The 19,728-nt window shown below is 47.1% G+C and carries 16 protein-coding genes and 1 pseudogene; 13 read left to right on the forward strand and 4 right to left on the reverse strand.

What is annotated here, in order from left to right; all coding sequences use genetic code 11:
* The first annotated feature begins 3 nt into the window (after window positions 1-3).
* Window positions 4-720: a fumarate/nitrate reduction transcriptional regulator Fnr gene (gene fnr, locus JMN17_RS08670; protein ID WP_087992734.1), complete on the forward strand. Its 717-nt coding sequence runs from the start codon at window positions 4-6 to the stop codon at window positions 718-720.
* A 37-nt stretch (window positions 721-757) separates the two neighbouring features.
* Here fnr and JMN17_RS08675 read toward each other — a convergent pair whose 3' ends face one another.
* The gene (locus JMN17_RS08675; RefSeq protein WP_202327913.1) at window positions 758-1,474 is read right to left on the reverse strand and encodes a YwiC-like family protein; all 717 of its coding nucleotides are present in this window, start codon (window positions 1,472-1,474) and stop codon (window positions 758-760) included.
* Window positions 1,475-1,617: 143 nt separating this feature from the next.
* Between JMN17_RS08675 and JMN17_RS08680 the strand changes: the two genes are divergently transcribed.
* The 9 genes and pseudogenes from JMN17_RS08680 to JMN17_RS08720 all read left to right on the forward strand — a co-directional run.
* A complete protein-coding gene (locus tag JMN17_RS08680; protein WP_202327914.1) occupies window positions 1,618-2,094 on the forward strand; it encodes a Crp/Fnr family transcriptional regulator in 477 nt (158 codons plus the stop codon).
* 220 nt (window positions 2,095-2,314) lie between these two features.
* Window positions 2,315-6,001, forward strand: a complete 3,687-nt coding sequence (locus JMN17_RS08685) for a nitrate reductase subunit alpha (RefSeq protein ID WP_202327915.1) — start codon at window positions 2,315-2,317, stop codon at window positions 5,999-6,001.
* Entirely contained in the window at window positions 5,991-7,454 is a 1,464-nt protein-coding gene (narH, locus tag JMN17_RS08690) for a nitrate reductase subunit beta (protein ID WP_087992730.1), read from the forward strand. Before JMN17_RS08685 ends, narH begins: the two co-directional genes overlap by 11 nt.
* A gap of 25 nt (window positions 7,455-7,479) precedes the next feature.
* Window positions 7,480-8,034 carry a nitrate reductase molybdenum cofactor assembly chaperone gene (gene narJ, locus JMN17_RS08695; protein WP_087992729.1) on the forward strand — a complete coding sequence of 185 codons (555 nt, stop codon included), beginning with the start codon at window positions 7,480-7,482 and terminating at the stop codon, window positions 8,032-8,034.
* Window positions 8,031-8,702 (forward strand): respiratory nitrate reductase subunit gamma, encoded by a 672-nt coding sequence (gene narI, locus JMN17_RS08700; RefSeq protein ID WP_202327916.1) that lies wholly within the window; start codon window positions 8,031-8,033, stop codon window positions 8,700-8,702. Before narJ ends, narI begins: the two co-directional genes overlap by 4 nt.
* 130 nt (window positions 8,703-8,832) lie before the next feature.
* Window positions 8,833-9,462: a YitT family protein gene (locus JMN17_RS08705; protein WP_202327917.1), complete on the forward strand. Its 630-nt coding sequence runs from the start codon at window positions 8,833-8,835 to the stop codon at window positions 9,460-9,462.
* 98 nt (window positions 9,463-9,560) lie between these two features.
* The gene (gene cls / locus JMN17_RS08710) at window positions 9,561-11,063 is read left to right on the forward strand and encodes a cardiolipin synthase (RefSeq protein WP_087992726.1); all 1,503 of its coding nucleotides are present in this window, start codon (window positions 9,561-9,563) and stop codon (window positions 11,061-11,063) included.
* Between the two features lie 87 nt (window positions 11,064-11,150).
* Window positions 11,151-12,878: an ABC transporter ATP-binding protein gene (locus JMN17_RS08715; protein WP_202327918.1), complete on the forward strand. Its 1,728-nt coding sequence runs from the start codon at window positions 11,151-11,153 to the stop codon at window positions 12,876-12,878.
* A 19-nt stretch (window positions 12,879-12,897) separates the two neighbouring features.
* Window positions 12,898-12,999: pseudogene (locus JMN17_RS08720) on the forward strand (dihydrofolate reductase); the annotation flags it as partial.
* A 42-nt stretch (window positions 13,000-13,041) separates the two neighbouring features.
* Here JMN17_RS08720 and JMN17_RS08725 read toward each other — a convergent pair.
* From JMN17_RS08725 to cls (JMN17_RS08735), 3 genes are all read right to left on the reverse strand, one after another.
* Window positions 13,042-13,314 carry a hypothetical protein gene (locus JMN17_RS08725; RefSeq protein WP_010328953.1) on the reverse strand — a complete coding sequence of 91 codons (273 nt, stop codon included), beginning with the start codon at window positions 13,312-13,314 and terminating at the stop codon, window positions 13,042-13,044.
* Window positions 13,315-13,393: 79 nt separating this feature from the next.
* On the reverse strand, window positions 13,394-14,356 hold the full coding sequence (gene uvsE, locus JMN17_RS08730) for a UV DNA damage repair endonuclease UvsE (RefSeq protein WP_087992724.1): 963 nt from the start codon (window positions 14,354-14,356) through the stop codon (window positions 13,394-13,396).
* A 12-nt stretch (window positions 14,357-14,368) separates the two neighbouring features.
* Entirely contained in the window at window positions 14,369-15,565 is a 1,197-nt protein-coding gene (gene cls / locus JMN17_RS08735; protein ID WP_202327919.1) for a cardiolipin synthase, read from the reverse strand.
* A gap of 154 nt (window positions 15,566-15,719) precedes the next feature.
* Between cls (JMN17_RS08735) and JMN17_RS08740 the strand changes: the two genes are divergently transcribed.
* The 3 genes from JMN17_RS08740 to rpoE all read left to right on the forward strand — a co-directional run bounded on the left by JMN17_RS08740 (window position 15,720) and on the right by rpoE (window position 19,683).
* Complete coding sequence (locus JMN17_RS08740) at window positions 15,720-17,837, forward strand: heterodisulfide reductase-related iron-sulfur binding cluster (protein WP_087992722.1); 2,118 nt, start codon at window positions 15,720-15,722, stop codon at window positions 17,835-17,837.
* Window positions 17,834-18,973 carry an acyl-CoA dehydrogenase gene (locus JMN17_RS08745; RefSeq protein ID WP_202327920.1) on the forward strand — a complete coding sequence of 380 codons (1,140 nt, stop codon included), beginning with the start codon at window positions 17,834-17,836 and terminating at the stop codon, window positions 18,971-18,973. Before JMN17_RS08740 ends, JMN17_RS08745 begins: the two co-directional genes overlap by 4 nt.
* A 182-nt stretch (window positions 18,974-19,155) precedes the next feature.
* Window positions 19,156-19,683, forward strand: coding sequence for a DNA-directed RNA polymerase subunit delta (gene rpoE / locus JMN17_RS08750; protein WP_202327921.1), 528 nt, complete (start codon window positions 19,156-19,158; stop codon window positions 19,681-19,683).
* The last annotated feature ends 45 nt before the right edge of the window (window positions 19,684-19,728 follow it).

Raw genomic sequence — 19,728 nt, forward strand, 5'->3', positions numbered from 1 at the left:
CGCATGAATTTTCTCTCTGTCCGACCATCTGATAGTGATCTTATTTCCAGCGATCTGCATGAATTGCTGGAATCGATCAGTACGAAAAGAAAAATGGAAAAACACACGTATTTGTTTCGGGAAGGAATGGATGCAGAAGAGCTATATCTTATTCAATCAGGACTCATTGAAATCGGCAAACTGACATCTGACGGAAAAGATCTGACCCTTAGAATCTGCCAAAAAAATGATATTGTCGGGGAATTAACACTTTTCACTGAAGAACCGAGATATATGCTCAGTGCAAAGGTGCTAGAGGATGGCGAGGTGCTCGTCATTAATAAAAACAAGCTGGAAAAGGAATTAATCCAAAACGGTGCTTTGACATTTGAATTTATGAAATGGATGAGCACCCACCTTCGGAAAATCCAGTCTAAAATCAGGGATCTGCTTCTTCACGGCAAAAAGGGGGCGCTCTACTCCACTCTTATCCGTTTATCGAACAGCTACGGGGTGGAACGAAGCGACGGCATTCTGATTAACATCGCGCTGACAAATCAAGATTTGGCAAAGTTTTGCGCGGCGGCAAGGGAAAGCGTCAATCGTATGCTCGGAGACCTCCGCAAACAAGGGGTGATTTCGATAGACGAATCCGGAAAAATTATTTTGCACAAGCGGGACTATTTACGATGTGAGATCGAGTGTGAAAATTGTCCGCTGGAGATTTGCAATATTGACTGAAAAAACCAAGGGCCGCCGGCGGTCCTTGGTTTTTTATCTAGATGATAAACAAACACATGACGGCAAAAAAGAAACAGGCATTCACGATTTCCAGAATGCCGATCGTTTTCGCGGGCCAATCCCTTCCGTGAAAAAACCATGCCCGCAAACTGCTTGGGATAAAAGCAAGAAATGCCCATCCTGCTCCGAGTAGAGCGGATAAAAAGGGGAGCAGCAGGTGATATCCCCATGAATAGTATGCAAAAAACCTGTTCTTTCTCTCCCGGATCACCGACTTTACATAAAAAGAACTCCCGATAAAAAATAAAGCAGATTGCAAGAAAATAAACCAAGCCCAGCCGTCAAGGGTTCCCGCCCCCAGCCAGCAGCTCGCAAGCCCGCCTGAACAAAAGAACAAGACACCCGCAATATCATTCACTAGTGCTCGTTCGTTTTTTCGGCGGGCATAATACGTATGAATGAGAAAAAGCGGAAATAAAGAAACGCCAACCCAGATGAGCGCAGGCTTATAAAAGACAGGGATTATCAAAAAGCAGCAGGCCGGAACACCGTAATAACATATCCACTTTTGATAGGATTTAATCTGTTTCTTCTTCATGGCGAGTGTGATGGGGCAGACCATCAAGTATAGGAAAAGCAAGCCTAGGAAAAGCGGAAGATGCCAGAAAACGGGACCTCCTTTGACCATCCCAAGCAAAAATGGAATCAGCAGCATCGCCCATGCGCCGTGCTGCTTCGGAATCAGCGCCTTCATCGAAATCCTCCTTTTTTATTTGATTATAAATGCAGTCACTCTCCTGATAAGTGACATACATCATACAGGCTGTGAAATACATCACTGCCGTACAGGCTCAATCGAGCTACACTAAAGCTATCCTTAGCACAGGAGGCTTTCCTATGAATCAGTGTGACTATTTATTGTTTCTGAAACAACTCCCTATGTTTAATGAAGTGCCTCTATCCATTGTCGAAACTTTGCTTAAAAACGGGACGTTTATCGGCGGCTCATCTGATCATGCTTCATCCTTTCTTCATTCTCAATCCGTTTATATTGTATTAAAAGGCAGTGTCCGTTTGATGGACAGCAGGCTCCCTGAAGGATCGAAAACCGTTGCGCTGTGGGAAAAAGGCGATGTGTTTCCGATTGATGAAAAAGGCGGGCTGTATTTATCGCCTTTTATTTCAGTCAATGCCTCTTCGGACATTCTTATTCTCAAAATCCCTTTTTATATATTTAAAAAAATGATGACTTACAACCCACAGCTGCAAATGAATTTTTTGGCGGTACTTCAGCAAAATGTCTTTTGTTCCTATCAACTATTTTTGCGTTATCTGCATACATCACAAGATAAAAACGCCGAGCCCGGTTCTTAAATAGAACCGGTTTTTTTGATCTTTGAATGAAAAGCGGCTAATGACTCAGGTGTCCTGCCTGAACGCCGCCCTCATCACTTCCTGTGAAAGTCTGTTCCTTCTTCTCAGTGTGAACATTTTGTGAAAAAAGCAGAGTGTGTGACATAGTTCACAAGAAAACACGCTGTCTCTGTTTATAGTGAACTTAGCATCACCTGTGACTCGGAAGGAGTGAACGCTCATGAAGAAAAAGAAAATGAGTCCGTTGTTTAGGAGATTAAACTATTTCTCTCCTATTGAACACCATTCAAATAAACATAGCCAAACGACCCGCGAAGATCGCGATTGGGAGAATGTATACAGAAACAGATGGCAGTACGACAAAGTCGTGCGCTCCACCCACGGTGTCAACTGCACGGGGTCATGCAGCTGGAATATATATGTGAAAAACGGAATTGTCACGTGGGAAGGACAAAACTTGAATTATCCATCAACAGGCCCTGATATGCCTGATTTTGAACCGAGAGGCTGTCCGCGGGGGGCCAGTTTTTCTTGGTATATCTACAGCCCGCTCCGTGTGAAATATCCATACGTGCGCGGTGTGCTGATCAATTTATGGCGTGAAGCTCTGCAGGCTCATCAAAATCCATTGGAAGCCTGGAAATCAATCGTTGAAAACCCTGAACAAGCGAAGTCTTATAAACAAGCAAGAGGGAAAGGCGGTTTTGTGCGCGCTGAATGGCCGGAGGTACTGAAGCTGATTTCAGCCTCTCTGCTCTATACAGTCATGAAATACGGTCCAGATCGGAATGTCGGCTTTTCTCCGATTCCGGCCATGTCCATGCTCAGCCACGCCTCAGGCTCCCGATTTATGTCTTTAATCGGCGGCCCTATGCTCAGTTTTTATGATTGGTATGCGGATCTTCCTCCGGCATCCCCGCAAATTTGGGGTGACCAGACAGACGTTCCGGAAAGCAGTGATTGGTACAATTCAGGCTATATCATCACATGGGGCTCCAACGTTCCGTTAACAAGAACACCTGACGCGCATTTTTTGGCTGAGGCCCGCTATAAAGGCGCGAAGGTCATTTCGATCAGTCCGGATTTTGCGGAATCCTCAAAGTTCGCGGATGACTGGCTGAGTATCCGCCAAGGGACTGACGGGGCGCTTGCAATGGCCATGGGTCACGTCATTTTGCAGGAATTTTACGTGAACCAAGAGACGGAACGTTTCATTGACTATGCGAAGCAATACACGGATTTTCCATTTTTCGTCACCCTGTCGAAAGAAAATGGCGCATACACAGCGGGGCGGTTTCTGCATGCGAAGGACATTGGCCGCAAGACAGAGCATGACCAGTGGAAGCCTGCGGTCTGGAATGAACAGACAAACACATTTGCCATACCGCAAGGAACAATGGGCTCCCGCTGGGACGGGCAGCAGAAATGGAACCTGCACATGATCGATGAAGAAACCGGGGAACCGATAGAACCCCGTCTCTCTGTACTCGGAATAGAGGACGAAATCGGCACGGTGCGCATCCCGTATTTTTCAGATGACGGAAACAAAGTGCTTGAGCGGGATCTTCCTTTAAAAAAACTGAACCTGAACGGCGAAGAGGTTTGTGTCACGACCGTGTTTGACTTGATACTGGCCAACTATGGCGTGAACCGGGGCATCGGCGAACAATCAGCTGTCTCCTATGATGATCCTGAGCCTTTCACGCCTGCCTGGCAGGAAAAGATGACAGGAATCAAAAAAGAAGCCGTCATGAAGATTGCCAGAGAGTTTGCCCAAAATGCGATCGATACAGACGGCCGGTCCATGATTATCGTAGGAGCGGGGATTAACCACTGGTTCAACTCCGATACGATTTACCGGGCGGTGTTAAATCTTGTTTTACTGGTAGGCGCCCAAGGTGTAAACGGCGGAGGCTGGGCTCACTATGTGGGGCAGGAAAAGCTCCGCCCTGCTGAAGGGTGGCAGACGATTGCAAATGCAAAGGACTGGGAGGGCGTGCCCAAGCTGCAAAACGGCACCTCATTTTTCTACTTTGCAACAGACCAGTGGCGATACGAGGACCAGCCGATCAGTGACTTGGCTTCGCCGATCGCTGCGTCATCCCGCTACAAGCATCATGCCGATTACAATGTGCTGGCAGCGCGATTAGGGTGGCTGCCGTCTTATCCGACATTCAATCAAAACGGAATTGACCTATACAAAGAAGCTGAAAGAGCAGGAGCAGCAACACCTGAAGACGTTGGTGCGTACGTGGCCTCACAGCTTCAAGAGAAAAAGCTGAAATTCGCGATTGAAGATCCAGACAATGAAGCCAATTTCCCGAGGAATCTCTTCGTATGGCGGGCAAATCTGATTTCGAGTTCAGGAAAAGGGCATGAATATTTTCTCAAGCATCTGCTGGGGACGACAAATGGATTAATGAATGACGACAGCGACAGCATCCGCCCTGAAGAAATCAAATGGCGGGAGCAGGCACCGGAAGGTAAACTCGACTTGTTAATCAATCTCGATTTTCGAATGGCCGGTACGGCACTCTATTCCGATATCGTGCTTCCGGCGGCGACATGGTATGAAAAACATGATCTCAGCAGCACAGATATGCATCCGTTTATTCATCCTTTTGCTCCGGCCATCTCGGCCCCGTGGGAATCGAAGTCAGACTGGGATATTTTCAAAGCACTGTCAAAAGCCGTTTCCGATTTGGCAGAAGAAGTCGATATGGAGCCGGTGAAAGAAGTGGTCGCCACGCCGCTCCTTCACGACACCATGCAGGAACTGGCCCAGCCGTTCGGCAAAATCAAAGACTGGAGCAAGGGCGAATGCGAAGCCATTCCGGGAAAAACGATGCCGAACATCCATGTTGTTGAGCGGGACTATAAACAAATTTTCGCCAAAATGACAGCGCTGGGTCCTCAAGCCGCCCTAAAACCGAGCGGAACAAAAGGGATGAGCTGGTCGATAGCCGATGAATATGAATCACTCAAAAAGAGACTGGGAGAAATCACAACGGACAGCGTTGCCAAGGGATGTCCGAATATAAGTGAAGCGAAGCAGGCGGCAGAGGCAGTTTTAACCTTATCGTCCACTTCAAATGGAAAAGTCGCTGTGAAAGCCTGGGAATCACTTGAAAACATCACAAACCTGAAGCTGAAAGACCTGGCGGAAGAGCGGGAGGAAGAATGCTTTACGTTCGAACAAATTACAGCCCAGCCAAAAACAGTCATCACGTCTCCGGCATTTACCGGCTCGGAAAAAGGGGGACGCAGGTACTCGCCGTTTACGACGAACGTAGAAAAATTAATCCCGTGGCGAACACTGACCGGCAGACAATCTTATTATGTCGATCATGAACTGATGATGGAATTCGGTGAAACGATGGCAACATTTAAACCGATCCTCCAGCATCGTCCGTTTCTAAGCAAGCGGCCAGATCAAGAGGGCAAAGAAATCGTCCTTAATTATTTGACACCGCATAATAAATGGTCCGTCCACAGCATGTATTTCGATTCTTTACCGATGCTGACGCTGTTCCGCGGCGGGCCGACCGTGTGGATGAATAAAGATGATGCTGAGGACACGGATATCAAGGACAACGATTGGATTGAATGCTTCAACCGAAATGGCGTTGTCGTCGCGAGAGCGGTTCTGTCTCACCGGATTCCTAAAGGAATGGCGTTTATGCACCATGCCCAGGACCGCCACATCAACGTACCCGGCACAAAACTGACGAATAACCGCGGAGGCACCCACAACAGCCCGACAAGGATTCACGTCAAGCCGACACAGATGATCGGGGGCTATGCCCAGCTCAGCTACGGCTTTAACTATTACGGTCCAACAGGGAATCAGCGCGACCTGAACGTCGTCATCCGCAAGCTGAAGGAGGTCGATTGGCTTGAAGATTAAAGCGCAAATCGGTATGGTCATGAACTTGGATAAATGCATCGGCTGCCACACGTGCAGCGTCACCTGCAAAAACACGTGGACAAACCGTGCCGGTGCGGAATATATGTACTTCAATAATGTAGAAACAAAGCCGGGCATCGGCTACCCGAAGCAATGGGAGGATCAGGACAAATATAAAGGCGGCTGGACATTGAAAAAAGGAAAGCTCGAGCTGAAATCCGGCCCGAAAACGAATCGGCTTGCAGGCCTTTTCTATAACCCAAACCAGCCGTCGATTGATGATTACTATGAACCTTGGAACTATGATTATGAAACATTAACAAACAGCCCGCAGAAAAAACACCAGCCGGTGGCGCGCCCGAAATCGTCGCTGACGGGGGATTTCATGAATATCGAATGGGGCCCGAACTGGGAGGATGACCTCGCAGGCGGCCATATTACAGGGCTTGAAGATCCAAACGTGCAAAAGATGGAGGAATCAATCAAAACAGAATTCGATGAGGTCTTTATGATGTATCTGCCGCGTATTTGTGAGCACTGCATCAACCCGGCGTGCGTTTCCTCTTGTCCGTCAGGCGCCATGTACAAACGCGAGGAGGACGGCATTGTGCTTGTGGATCAAAACGCGTGCCGTTCATGGCGATATTGCGTCTCATCCTGCCCTTATAAAAAAGTCTATTTTAACTGGCAAACGAACAAAGCGGAAAAATGCACCCTCTGCTTTCCGCGTCTGGAGGCTGGACTGCCGACCATCTGCTCCGAGACGTGTGTAGGCAGAATCCGCTACCTCGGCGTCATGCTGTATGACGCGGACAAAGTGGAGGAAGCGGCATCTGTTGAAAATGAAAAGGATCTCTACCATTCCCAATTGGACGTTTTTCTTGATCCGAATGATCCTGAGGTTGCCAAGCTGGCAAAAGAACAAGGCATCCCGGCTGAATGGATAGAGGCTGCTCAGCAATCGCCGATCTATAAAATGATCATTGACTGGAAGATTGCGCTGCCGCTTCACCCTGAGTACCGCACACTGCCGATGGTTTGGTACATTCCGCCGCTGAGCCCGATTATGAATCTCTTTGAAGGAAAAGGCAGCCAGCAATCTGCGGAAGATATTTTTCCGGCTATCGACCAAATGAGAATTCCGATTGACTATTTGGCGCAGCTTTTAACGGCTGGTGATACGGATCATATTCGGTCAACGTTAAAGAAAATGTCTGTCATGCGCCAGTATATGAGAGCGGTCCAGACGAATAAATCCATCGACCCGGCACTGATCTCCAGCGTCGGCTTAACAGAACAGCAAATTGAAGACATGTATCGGCTGCTTGCGATTGCAAAATATGATGATCGCTTTGTGATTCCAAGCAGCCACCGAGAAGAAGTGTCTGATTTATACGCTGAACAAGGGAGCTGCGGCTTATCATTTTCAGGCGGCCCCGGCTCTTGTTTTTAATTTTTGATAAATGAGGTGTAACAAGATGAACACCACAGACCGGCAAATCACGTTCTCCGCTCTTTCCTGTCTTCTGTCTTATCCAGACGAAGAGTGGAGAGCCGAGCTTCCCGATTGGAAGGCTCTTACCCATGAAATCGGCAACCGGCAAATCCGGGAGCTGCTGCTGCACTTTTTCGAGGCGTCAGCCAGCTTTTCCCATAAAGCGCTGATTGAACACTATGTCTATACGTTCGACTTCGGGAAAAAAACGAATATGTACGTCACCTACTTTAACTCAGGCGAGCAAAGGGAACGCGGCATTGAATTGCTGCATTTAAAAAACACCTACCAGCAATCCGGTTTCCTGCCGACAGACAAAGAGCTGCCTGATTATCTCCCGCTTATGCTGGAATTTGCCGCGGTTGCGGAGATTGAAGCTGCGAATAGCGTGTTTGAAAAGTATTTGTCCAATGTGAGGGAACTGGCATCCCGCCTCGAAAAAAATGCCAGTATATATGCGGAGCTGCTGCACGTGCTACTGGCCGCGCTGGAAAATATCGGCGTGCGTGAAAGCGTTGAAGGGGCTGTTCAGCCATGAGCGGGCAGATCCTGTGGGGCGTGATGCCATACATTGTCATGACGTTCTTCATCGGCGGCCATATTTACCGCTATCAGCATGACCAATTTGGCTGGACCGCGAAATCAAGCGAGCTGTTAGAAAAGAAAAAACTTGCGGCAGGCAGCACCCTTTTTCACTGGGGCATGCTGTGCGTTATCGGCGGGCATGTCATGGGCATTCTGATCCCGGAAGCCGTGTACGCTTCCATTGGCATTTCAGAGCATGTGTATCACAAAATGGCGATTGGCGCGGGCCTGCCTGCCGGAATCGCGGCATGTACCGGACTTTTCATCCTGACGTACAGAAGGCTGTTTGACAAAAGAATCCGCAACACCAGCTCGCCATCGGATATCCTTACGCTTATTCTGCTGCTGTTTATGATGCTGTCGGGCCTTGCCGCCACATTTCTCAACATTGATTCGAAAGGATTTGACTACCGGACAACAGTCGGACCGTGGTTCAGGGAGATTTTTTTGTTCAGGCCTGACGCCTCTTTGATGGAGAATGTCCCGCTATGGTTTAAGCTTCATATCATAATCGGATACGTCGTTTTTATCCTGTGGCCGTTTACGAGACTGGTTCACGTGTTCAGTCTCCCACTCAAATATCTGACACGAAGCTATGTCGTGTATCGGAAACGCTCGTGAAAATCCCCCTTGCAAGAGGGGGATTTTTTGAAAACATAAGATATTTTCTGCCAAGGCAATGGCTGGGCGGCCGGGTATCCTGTTATGTTTGTAGGTGGAAATGACATCATCTAAAAAAGGAGAGTGAAGAATGAAACGAATTTTACTCATTTTAACTGCTTGTCTTATCACAAGCGCCGGAGTTCTGACACTCAGACATTCTCACGTATTAACCGGCGGCACAGCCGGATTGTCACTAAGCCTGTCATACTTGTTTCATTCCTCGTTTGCCATGATCTTCTTTCTGATCAATATTCCGTTTTATGTATTTTCTCTCATCAGAATGGGCATCACATTCACCTTATCCACTGTATTTGCAGTCACAGCGCTGACTCTGTTTACAAGCGCGGATCATTGGCTGCCGTCTGTCTCATTTTCACCGCTTGCCGGGGCGATTTGCGGCGGGACGCTGATCGGGTTTGGCTTGTCACTCATGTTTTATCATCAGGCATCGCTCGGGGGCGCCAATATTCTCGCTTTATTTCTGCAAAAGCGCTACGGATGGAATCCGGGTACAGTTAATTTTCTCTTCGATTTTGGCGTAGTGCTGGCCGGCATTTTCTCCGTCGGATTGCTGAAAGGCCTCTTCTCCTTAGTGTCGATTGCGGTTACGGGTTTGATCGTCGGCTTCTTCAAAAATAAAATCAAAAGCAGCTATTCACTCAAGCCCGGGTTACTCCGGAACATCACACCCGGCCAATCACAGGAAGCATCATCTTAAGCCTTTCCGCCTCGTGCGGAGGGGATTTTTTTGAAAGGTTTACAGACTAGGGAAAAGAGGTATAAGGAGGTAATTGAATCAGATTGGAGAGAGTGAGGATGCTGAAAAGGAAACTGGAATTTTTCTTTTTATATATCATGCTCATCGGGGCATATGTCATATGGTTTTTTCCGGTTTCCAGGCTTGAGTTTTACGGAGGATTGCTTTGCTATGTCAGCATTATTTTGTTTAGCATCTATTCGTTAATTCTTGAAAACCGCACCTCGCAGCACACGCTGTTATGGATCCACATTCTCGTCTTTTTTCCTATCATCGGCTACATGTTTTATCTGTTTTCCGGACAGCTTTATGTGAAGGGAAAGCTTTTTAAAACAAAACGAATGTACAACCGGGAAAAGCTCAGGAAGCTGTTTGACAGGGAGGAAACGCCTGAAGTGACAGGTCTTAAGGACAATCAGGAAAGGTTCTTTACGTATTCCATCAGGGCTGCCCATATGAATATCAATACGCAAAGCGATATCAAAGTGCTGAAAAACGGCGAAGAAACCTTTCCCGATATTTTCAAAGCGATGCGGAAAGCGGAATCTTATATACATATTGAATACTACATGTTCAAGTCGGACATGCTCGGCCGCGGCATGATGGACATTATGATGGAAAAAGCGCGTCAAGGTGTCGAGGTGCGGTTTTTATACGACGCCGCAGGAAGCATCAAGCTGGCAAGAAGAGATATCATGAAAATGAAACAAGCGGGAGTGGACATCGTTCCGTTTTCTCCGCTGAAATACGGGTTTTTCAACCAAAAATTGAATTTCAGAAATCACCGGAAAATCGTAGTCATCGACGGGAAAATCGGTTTTGTGGGCGGATTAAATGTCGGGAAGGAGTATATCAGCAGAGATCCGTATATCGGGTTTTGGAGAGACACTCACCTCCGGCTGGAAGGAGAAATTGTGCAAACGCTTCACGCCATCTTTATGTTGGATTGGGAATACGTCTCCAGTGAAGTGTTAATAGATCAAGAGAAATACAATATGCCTGTTCCCGTGGAGGGAGGGGGCATATATCAAATTGTCGCGACAGGCCCCGACATGAAGGAAAGCATGAGCGACCTCTATTATGAAATGATTACTTCAGCCCAAAAATCAATCTGGATCGCCACGCCTTATTTTGTCCCGAATGAGTCCATTCGCACGGCGCTGAAAGCGGCGGCGACAAAAGGAGTAGAAGTAAGGGTCATGGTGCCGGAGACGAACGACAGCTTTTTGACGCAATACGCGTCGAGATCCTATTTCCCGGAGCTGCTTCTTGAGGGCATTGAAGTGTACTCCTACCAAAAAGGCTTCATGCATCAAAAGGTGATGATTGTTGATGGTGATCTCGCCTCGGTCGGCACAGCGAATATGGACATGCGCAGCTTCCAGCTCAACTTTGAAGTGAACGTGTTCTTCACGGATGCCGAAGCGATACGCACCCTTGAAGACCATTTTGAAGAGGATATGCTGGACAGTGAAAAACTCACCCCTGTCGCCTTTTACAAAAGAGGGGTGACCGACCGGACAAAAGAATCCTTTGCCCGTCTATTTTCAGGCGTTCTGTAAGAAAAAGAAATCTGATCTTTAAATACAGACAGTGTATAGTATAATTGAGAAAAATTATCAGTTATTTATGCATTGGAGGAAGATAGGGTGCTGCGGCAATTTTTTTCATACTATAAACCATATAAAACGTTGTTCTTTCTCGACTTTTTTTCGGCGATCGCGGGAGGCTTAATGGAGCTGAGTTTTCCTTTGATCGTCAATTATTTTATTGATACCTTGCTTCCGGGCAGGGACTGGGGCCTGATCATTGCAACTTCAATCGGATTATTTGCGGTGTACGCGCTCAGCTCGGCTCTCCAGTATATCGTGACATACTGGGGGCATATGCTCGGGATCAATATCGAGACCGATATGAGAAAATCGCTTTTTGACCATTTGCAAAAGCTCTCATTCAAATTTTACGACAACAACAAGACGGGAACGCTCATGTCGAAGCTGACGAACGATTTAATGTACATCGGCGAAGTTGCCCATCACGGCCCGGAAGATTTATTCATTGCCATCATGACCATTCTCGGGGCGTTCGGGGTGATGCTGTTTATTAACTGGCAGCTGGCATTACTAACGTTTATCATCATGCCGATTGTCATATGGCTCGCGCTTTATTTCAACAAAAAAATGACCAAAGCGTTTACCGCGCTGAACAAAGATATCGGAGCCTTCAGCGCGCGTGTGGAAAATAATATCGGCGGCATCCGGCTCGTGCAGGCGTTCGGCAATGAAGCGTTTGAAAAAGAACGCTTCGCCGTCAACAATCAGCGTTTCCGTATCACAAAGCTTTCCTCATACAAAATTATGGCGAAAAACGGTTCAATCAGCTACATGCTGACTCGGTTTGTCACATTGTTTGTCCTTTTGTGCGGAACGTGGTTTGTCATTCGCGGTTCCTTATCGTACGGGGAATTCGTGGCGTTTGTGCTCCTGACGAACGTGCTGTTCAGGCCTATTGACAAAATTAACGCCATTATCGAAATGTATCCAAGGGGAATCGCCGGTTTCAAAAGCTATATGGAACTGATGGAGACAGAGCCGGATATTCAGGATTCTCCTGATGCGAGAGATGTTTCCGCTCTGGGGGGCAATATCCGCTATGAACATGTTTCGTTTGGCTATGACGACCATCACAGTGTTTTCGATGACATAAACCTATCCATTCAAGCGGGGGAAACAGTTGCGTTCGTCGGTCCGTCAGGCGCGGGAAAATCAACGCTTTGCAGTCTGCTTCCGCGCTTTTATGAAGCATCAGGGGGCGACATTACGATCGACGGCATCAGCATAAAAGACATGACGCTGTCTTCACTGCGGGGGCAGATTGGCGTCGTGCAGCAGGATGTTTTCTTGTTCTCGGGCACGCTTAGAGAGAATATTGCATATGGCCGTCTGGACGCATCAGAAGAGGAAATCTGGCAGGCTGTGAAGCGGGCGCATCTGGAAGAGCTCGTCCATCACATGCCGGATGGATTGGATACCATCATCGGTGAAAGGGGCGTGAAGCTTTCCGGCGGGCAAAAGCAGCGTCTGTCAATTGCGCGGATGTTCTTGAAAAATCCGTCGATCTTGATTCTCGACGAAGCGACTTCTGCCCTTGATACAGAAACAGAAGCGGCGATCCAAAAGGCGCTGCAAGAATTGTCCGAGGGGCGCACCACGCTCGTGATCGCCCACAGGCTGGCGACGATCAAAGACGCGGACAGAATTGTGGTCGTCACAAAGAACGGAATTGAAGAGCAAGGGCGCCATCAAGACCTGATTGAAGCCGGCGGTCTTTACAGCAGGCTGCATCAGGCGCAATTCGGGCAAATGGTGCAGGGTTAGAAAATATTATTCCAGTCTAGGCATCCCGCTGTTTCACGAGTTAACATATGAAAAAAAGTTGCGGTTAAAAGGGCTGAAACAATTTGGACAGGCGGTTCAGCTTCATTATGTAAGATCATAAGAAAAAGGATAGACATCGACGTCTATCCTTTTTATATGTAAGTCAGAGCGCTTCTTTTTCAGCAGGTTCGATGATATTTTGAAACTTTTCAACCAGCTGGGACGCTTTTGTGCCTTCCACTACAATGAGATATTCTTTCTCATCATGAGCCATGCGGAACGTCTCAAGCTCAATTAAGTTTTTGATTTTGCACATCGTTTTCTTCGAATAAATATAGACCTCGTGGCTGCCGGAATGGCACATTTTATAAAGATGAATCAAATTTCTTAAAGTAAATGCCTGTGCGGCTACTTTTAGAGACTTGATATTTTTCATGTTCTTTCTCCTCCATCATTGTTGTCTTATATAGCGTATGTTCCCAGGGCGGACGAACCTTAAACCTGATAATGCACATTTATGATTTCCATTGCAGTGTGCCTCCGCCGATGCGTTTGACACCGCGGATGGAGCTTAATTCATCCATCAGGCGGAGAAGCGCTTTGTCTTTCTGTTTTGCTTCAATCATGAAATCAATATTGGTTTCCCATTGCCTAAAGCGTTCCAACAGCGGCAGCAAAAAGTTGGCGTCAACATAATCGGCATGGCTGCGTATGGCTTGCTCCGATTTTGGAGAGGACAGGTGAACTTTCGGCTGCAGCCCAATCCGCTCCCACGTTTTGATCATCCGGGGCAGTGCTTCATTCAGGTCAGCTTGATCATCTGGATTGGCGTAAAAATGATGAAAGTCAAAGACGAATGGAACGTCCTCTTGTTCGCAAACCTGAAGCGTTTCTTCCGTCGTATATGTTTTATCGTCATTCTCAAGCGTCATCCGCTGTTTGATTTCCTTAGGCAGCTGCTTTATATTTTGATGAAATTGTGCAATGGCGGTTTCTTTATTTCCGTAAGCGCCGCCGATATGAATGTTGATAACAGAGCGGTCAGCAATGCCCATGGCATCAAGCATGCGGTAGTGATACGCCATATCGGTTACCGCATTTTTTGTGACATTTTCCTTCGGGCTAGTAAACAGGGTGAATTGGTTTGGATGGAAGCTTGTTCTCAGATGATGTGTTTTGACAAGCTCCCCGATCTCCCGAAACTCTTTTTGAAACGGTGTTACAAAATCCCACATGACATCGGGATGCGTGGCCAGCGGAACAATCGAACTGGAAAAACGGTACAAAGGAATGCTGTGGCCGATGATATAGTGAAGAGTTCTCAGTGTATTTTGCAAATTGGCTTTTGTTACGGACAGCAGGGCTTCTTGTCTTTCATCCTTTGCAAGCTTGGAATAACGCGCGAATGTCAGTGTTTTAGCGGGAGACGCATCCCAAAGGCTCATCGCGTTTGAAACGAACCCGAATCTGAAAATCATAGGAACTCTCCTTTATAAAAAATAAGATAATGCTCTGCCAAGCCATTCCGCCGGACGCTGCCTGAACGTGCGCTTTTTGAAATTTTCCTTTGTCAGCAGCTCCGACCTTTTCATATCCTCTTCAATCGTGGCATAGACTTCTTTTGTAAATGCCTCATTATCGATTTCAACATTCACTTCTTCATTTAAAAAAAAGCTTCGCTGATCAAAATTGGCGGTTCCGATGATACTGAAATGATCGTCAATGATCAGGGCTTTCACATGATAAAACCCCTGATAAAAACGGTAGATCAGGCAGCCGGCATCCAAGAGCTCCGAATAATAGGTATAAGCTGCTTCTCGGACCAGCGGATGATCTGATTTCATCGGCACGATGATCGTAACGGCTACACCGTTTTTTCTGGCTTTGACCAAGGCCTGCTGAAGCGGTTTTGTCGGAATATAATACGGTGTACAAATGGTAATGCGTTTTTTTGCCTGCGCGATATTTGCCAAATACGTTTTTTCAAGAGAATAACCGTCAGTCGCATAAATCTTATGAGAGATATTCCCTTGCGGACGATCCGGGCAAACATCCGTGCCAAGTTCGATTCCGGTATTTCGTTTCAGATCGGAAGCGAAAAGCGTTTGAAGATCATGCACCCCTTCTCCTTTCATACGCAGATGATAATCCTCCCAATTGCCGAACTTCGCCTTCTTTCCAAGGTATTCCTCAGCGATGTTAAACCCGCCGATATAACCGATTTTTCCGTCTATCACAGCGATTTTCCGGTGATTCCGTTTCTGCATATGAAAAAAGAAAAAAGGAAAACGAGGTTTGTTCAGAAAATGCACATGAACCCCGGCATTTTTCATCGTCTCCAGCGCCGGTTTTTTGATTTTTTGGCAGCCGGACCAGTCCAGCAGCAAATAAACTGAAACACCGGCTTGGGCTTTTGTTTTCAGCAGCGTAAACATATTGTGGCTGACCTCATCGTTTTTCATAATAAAAAACATCACGTGAACAGAGGAAGCGGCCTGGCTGATATCTTTCATCATCCGTTCCACAAGATCAGCACCGCAGTGGATCAATTCGATATCACTCTTCTTTTTTGAAAAAACAGGCTCGTACGCGTTTTTTTTGTAAACGGCACGCCCCATGAAGATATCAAACAGTATGAAAGCCAATAGTATAATGCCAATGATAAGAATCACGAAAAATATCTTCATCCCGGCACTCCTTTCTGTAGTAAGGGTAGTGTGCCCTAACAGCGGGAATTTAATTATTGACTGAACACTCATTCATTATTTATCATAAAGGTAATCTTATACAGATTCGGAGGTAGGGGATCGCGGTCTTTATCAGTAAAAAGGGGGAATTGGAATGAGCGGCTTTCTCATCGCAAATGCATTGTTATTTCTGGTTGTAACCGCTTACGCTGTTTATTTGTTTGTCTACTTGGTCAAAACGAGACTGGCCTACATCGGACTCGGGCAGAAAGAACATTTTGATAATCGGATCAGGGAACGGCTTCGCGCCATATGGGTGAATGTATTCGGACAGAAAAAACTGCTGAAGGACAAGAAAAGCGGAATCATTCACGTCATGTTTTTCTACGGGTTTATATTGGTTCAGTTCGGAGCAATTGACTTTATTATTAAAGGACTGGCTCCCGATCGGAATCTGCCGCTTGGCCCTGTCTATCCCGCCTTCACCTTTTTTCAGGAAATCGTTACGTTTCTCATTTTAATCGCTGTGGTCTGGGCATTCTACAGACGTTATATTGAAAAACTCGTCAGGCTGAAACGCGGCTTCAAAGCAGGACTTGTTCTCATTTTTATCGGAGGATTAATGCTGACGGTTCTGCTTGGAAACGGGATGAATCTGATCTGGCATGGGCATGGGCTTTCATCGAGCGAGCCGATTGCATCAGGTATTGCGTTTTTGCTTGGCGGAGTAGGAGAAACAGGGGCGGCGGTGATTTTCTATATCGCATGGTGGATGCATCTTCTATTTTTGCTGAGTTTTTTGGTATACGTGCCGCAGTCAAAGCATGCCCATTTAATCGCCGGCCCTGCCAATGTCTTTTTCAATAGGATGGAATCTGCCGGAAAGCTTGAAAAAATAGATTTTACCGATGAAACGAAAGAAAGCTACGGCGCGGGAAAAATTGAAGATTTCAGGCAGTCCCAGCTGCTTGATCTGTACGCGTGTGTTGAGTGCGGCCGCTGTACCAATATGTGTCCGGCAACAGGCACCGGAAAAATGCTGTCGCCGATGGACTTGATTTTGCGTCTCAGGGATCATCTCACAGAAAAAGGCGCCGCCGTCACCTCACGCTCGCCATGGGTGCCCGCGGCAGCATTTCGGCATACGAAAGGCAATCAGCTGGCGGCGGCCTCATCAGGAAGCGGATCGCAGGAAGCCGCCGCCGCGCTTGAATACCATCCGAGCTTGATCGGCGATGTCATCACAGAGGAAGAAATTTGGGCGTGCACGACTTGCAGAAACTGTGAGGATCAATGCCCGGTCATGAACGAACATGTGGATAAAATCATTGACCTCCGCCGCTACCTTGTGCTGACAGAAGGGAAAATGGACAGTGACGCACAGCGCGCTATGACCAGTATCGAGCGGCAGGGAAATCCGTGGGGACTCAACCGCAAGGAACGTGAAAATTGGCGTGACGCGGCGCCGGATACCGAGATTCCGACCGTAAAAGAAATGAAAAAAGAGGGAAAGGAATTTGAGTACCTTTTCTGGGTCGGTTCCATGGGGTCTTACGACAACAGAAGCCAGAAAATCGCGGTCTCCTTTGCCAAGCTGCTCAATCACGCGGGCGTGTCCTTCGCGATCCTCGGCAATAAAGAAAAAAATTCAGGGGATACGCCGCGCCGCCTCGGTAATGAATTTTTGTTCCAAGAGCTGGCTGAAAAGAATATCTCTGAATTTGAAAAAAATCATGTTAAAAAAATCGTTACGATTGACCCACACGCATACAATTTATTTAAAAACGAATATCCGGATTTCGGATTTGAAGGCGAGGTTTTTCATCATACAGAAGTATTGGCTGAGCTGGTGAAGAACGGGAAATTAAAACCGCAGCACCCTCTTCAAGAGACGATTACCTTCCATGATTCGTGCTACTTGGGACGGTACAACGAAGTCTATGATCCGCCGAGGGAGATTTTGAAAGCCATTCCGGGCGTGCAGCTGATTGAAATGGAGAGAAACCGGGAAACCGGCATGTGCTGCGGCGCCGGCGGAGGGTTAATGTGGATGGAGGAAGAAACGGGTAACAGGATTAACGTCGCCAGAACAGAGCAAGCGCTCGCGGTCACCCCATCGGTGATCAGCTCCGGCTGTCCGTACTGTCTCACGATGCTTGGGGACGGCACAAAGGCAAAAGAAGCCGAAGACCGGGTCAAAACGTATGATGTCGCAGAGCTTCTGGCCCAATCTGTCTTAGGCGCTGATAAGAAAATGGGGGAGAAGCAATGAATTTTTCATTGTCAGAAGAACACGAGATGATAAGGAAATTGGTGCGCGATTTTGCGAAGCATGAGGTGGCCCCGTCAGCAGCAGAACGCGACGAACAAGAACGCTTCGATCACGAGCTGTTTCGGGAGATGGCGAATTTAGGGCTGACGGGAATTCCATGGCCTGAAGAATACGGAGGAATCGGAAGTGACTATCTGGCCTACGTCATCGCGGTGGAGGAGCTGTCAAAAGTGTGCGCCTCCACCGGTGTGACGCTTTCCGCCCATATCTCTCTTTGCAGCTGGCCGATCTTTGCCTTTGGGACGGAAGAACAGAAGGCAGAGCACTTAACACAGCTGGCCCTCGGAGAGAAGATCGGCGCTTTCGCTTTGACTGAAGCGGGGTCCGGTTCTGACGCCGGCGGCATGAAAACAACTGCTGAACGAATCGGTGATGACTATGTGTTAAATGGCTCCAAAATGTTTATTACAAACGGCGGGATCGCGGATATTTACATTGTTTTTGCAGTCACGGATCCCGTGAAAAAGAAAAAAGGCATCTCCGCTTTTATTGTAGAAAAGGATTTCGAAGGATTTTCTGCAGGCAAGAAAGAAAAGAAAATGGGAATCCGTTCGTCTACGACAACGGAAATCACATTCGAAGATTGTGTTGTGCCCGCAGCAAACCGTCTAGGAGAAGAAGGGGAAGGCTTCAAAATCGCCATGAAGACGCTTGACGGAGGCAGAAACGGCATTGCCGCTCAAGCCGTAGGCATCGCTCAGGGGGCGCTTGATGCGGCGGTTCAATATGCAAAAGAGAGAAAGCAATTCGGTAAATCGATCGCCGAGCATCAGGGCATCGCTTTTAAACTCGCGGATATGGCTACAATGACAGAAGCTTCAAGGCTATTGACCTATCAGGCGGCGTGGCTTGAATCGTCAGGCCTTCCATATGGAAAAGCTTCCGCCATGTCCAAACTGCTGGCGGGGGATACGGCGATGAAGGTGACGACCGAAGCCGTACAGATCTTCGGCGGCTACGGCTATACAAAGGATTATCCGGTTGAACGTTATATGCGTGATGCGAAAATCACGCAAATCTATGAAGGCACTCAAGAAATTCAAAGACTGGTCATCTCCAGAATGCTCTCGGATTGACGCAAAACATCTGTCAGGCGGATCACTCTTGTAAAATTATTTAAATTAACGCTGTTAAGGGTAGCATATTCTGTTTTATTTTGTTTATAATGAGAGGTATGGTTTGTATAAGAATGATACAAAAACGCTTTCATTATTGATAAAACAGATACATATAAGTAATAGAAAGGGAGTGTCCGACCTTGGGTATCAAACAATATTCACAGGAAGAGCTAAAGGAAATGGCTTTAGTCGAAATCGCTCACGAATTATTTGAAGAACATAAAAAACCAGTTCCTTTTCAGGAGCTTTTAAATGAAATTGCATCTTTGCTCGGCGTGACAAAAGAAGATCTTGGAGACCGCATCGCTCAATTTTATACAGATTTAAACATTGACGGCCGCTTCCTCGCGCTTTCTGACCAGACTTGGGGGCTTCGCAGCTGGTATCCGTATGATCAGCTTGACGAAGAAACGCAGCCGACCGTAAAAGCGAAAAAGAAAAAAGCGAAGAAAGCAGTCGAAGAAGATCTTGATCTTGACGAGTTTGAAGAGATCGACGAAGACGACATTGATTTGGATGAAGTCGAGGAACAACTTGATCTTGATACCGATGATTTTGACGATGAAGATCTTGATGAAGACGACGACGAACTTGAGATCGAAGAAGACCTGGTTGATGAAGATGAAGAAGACGAAGAAGACGACGACGATAAGGATCTCAAATCGTAAAAGCTCATCTTTAAAACAATCTTGACTTTCAAAGTCGAACTATGT

The organism is Bacillus sp. RHFS10 (assembly GCF_016757475.1).
Classification (GTDB): domain Bacteria; phylum Bacillota; class Bacilli; order Bacillales; family Bacillaceae; genus Bacillus; species Bacillus subtilis_G.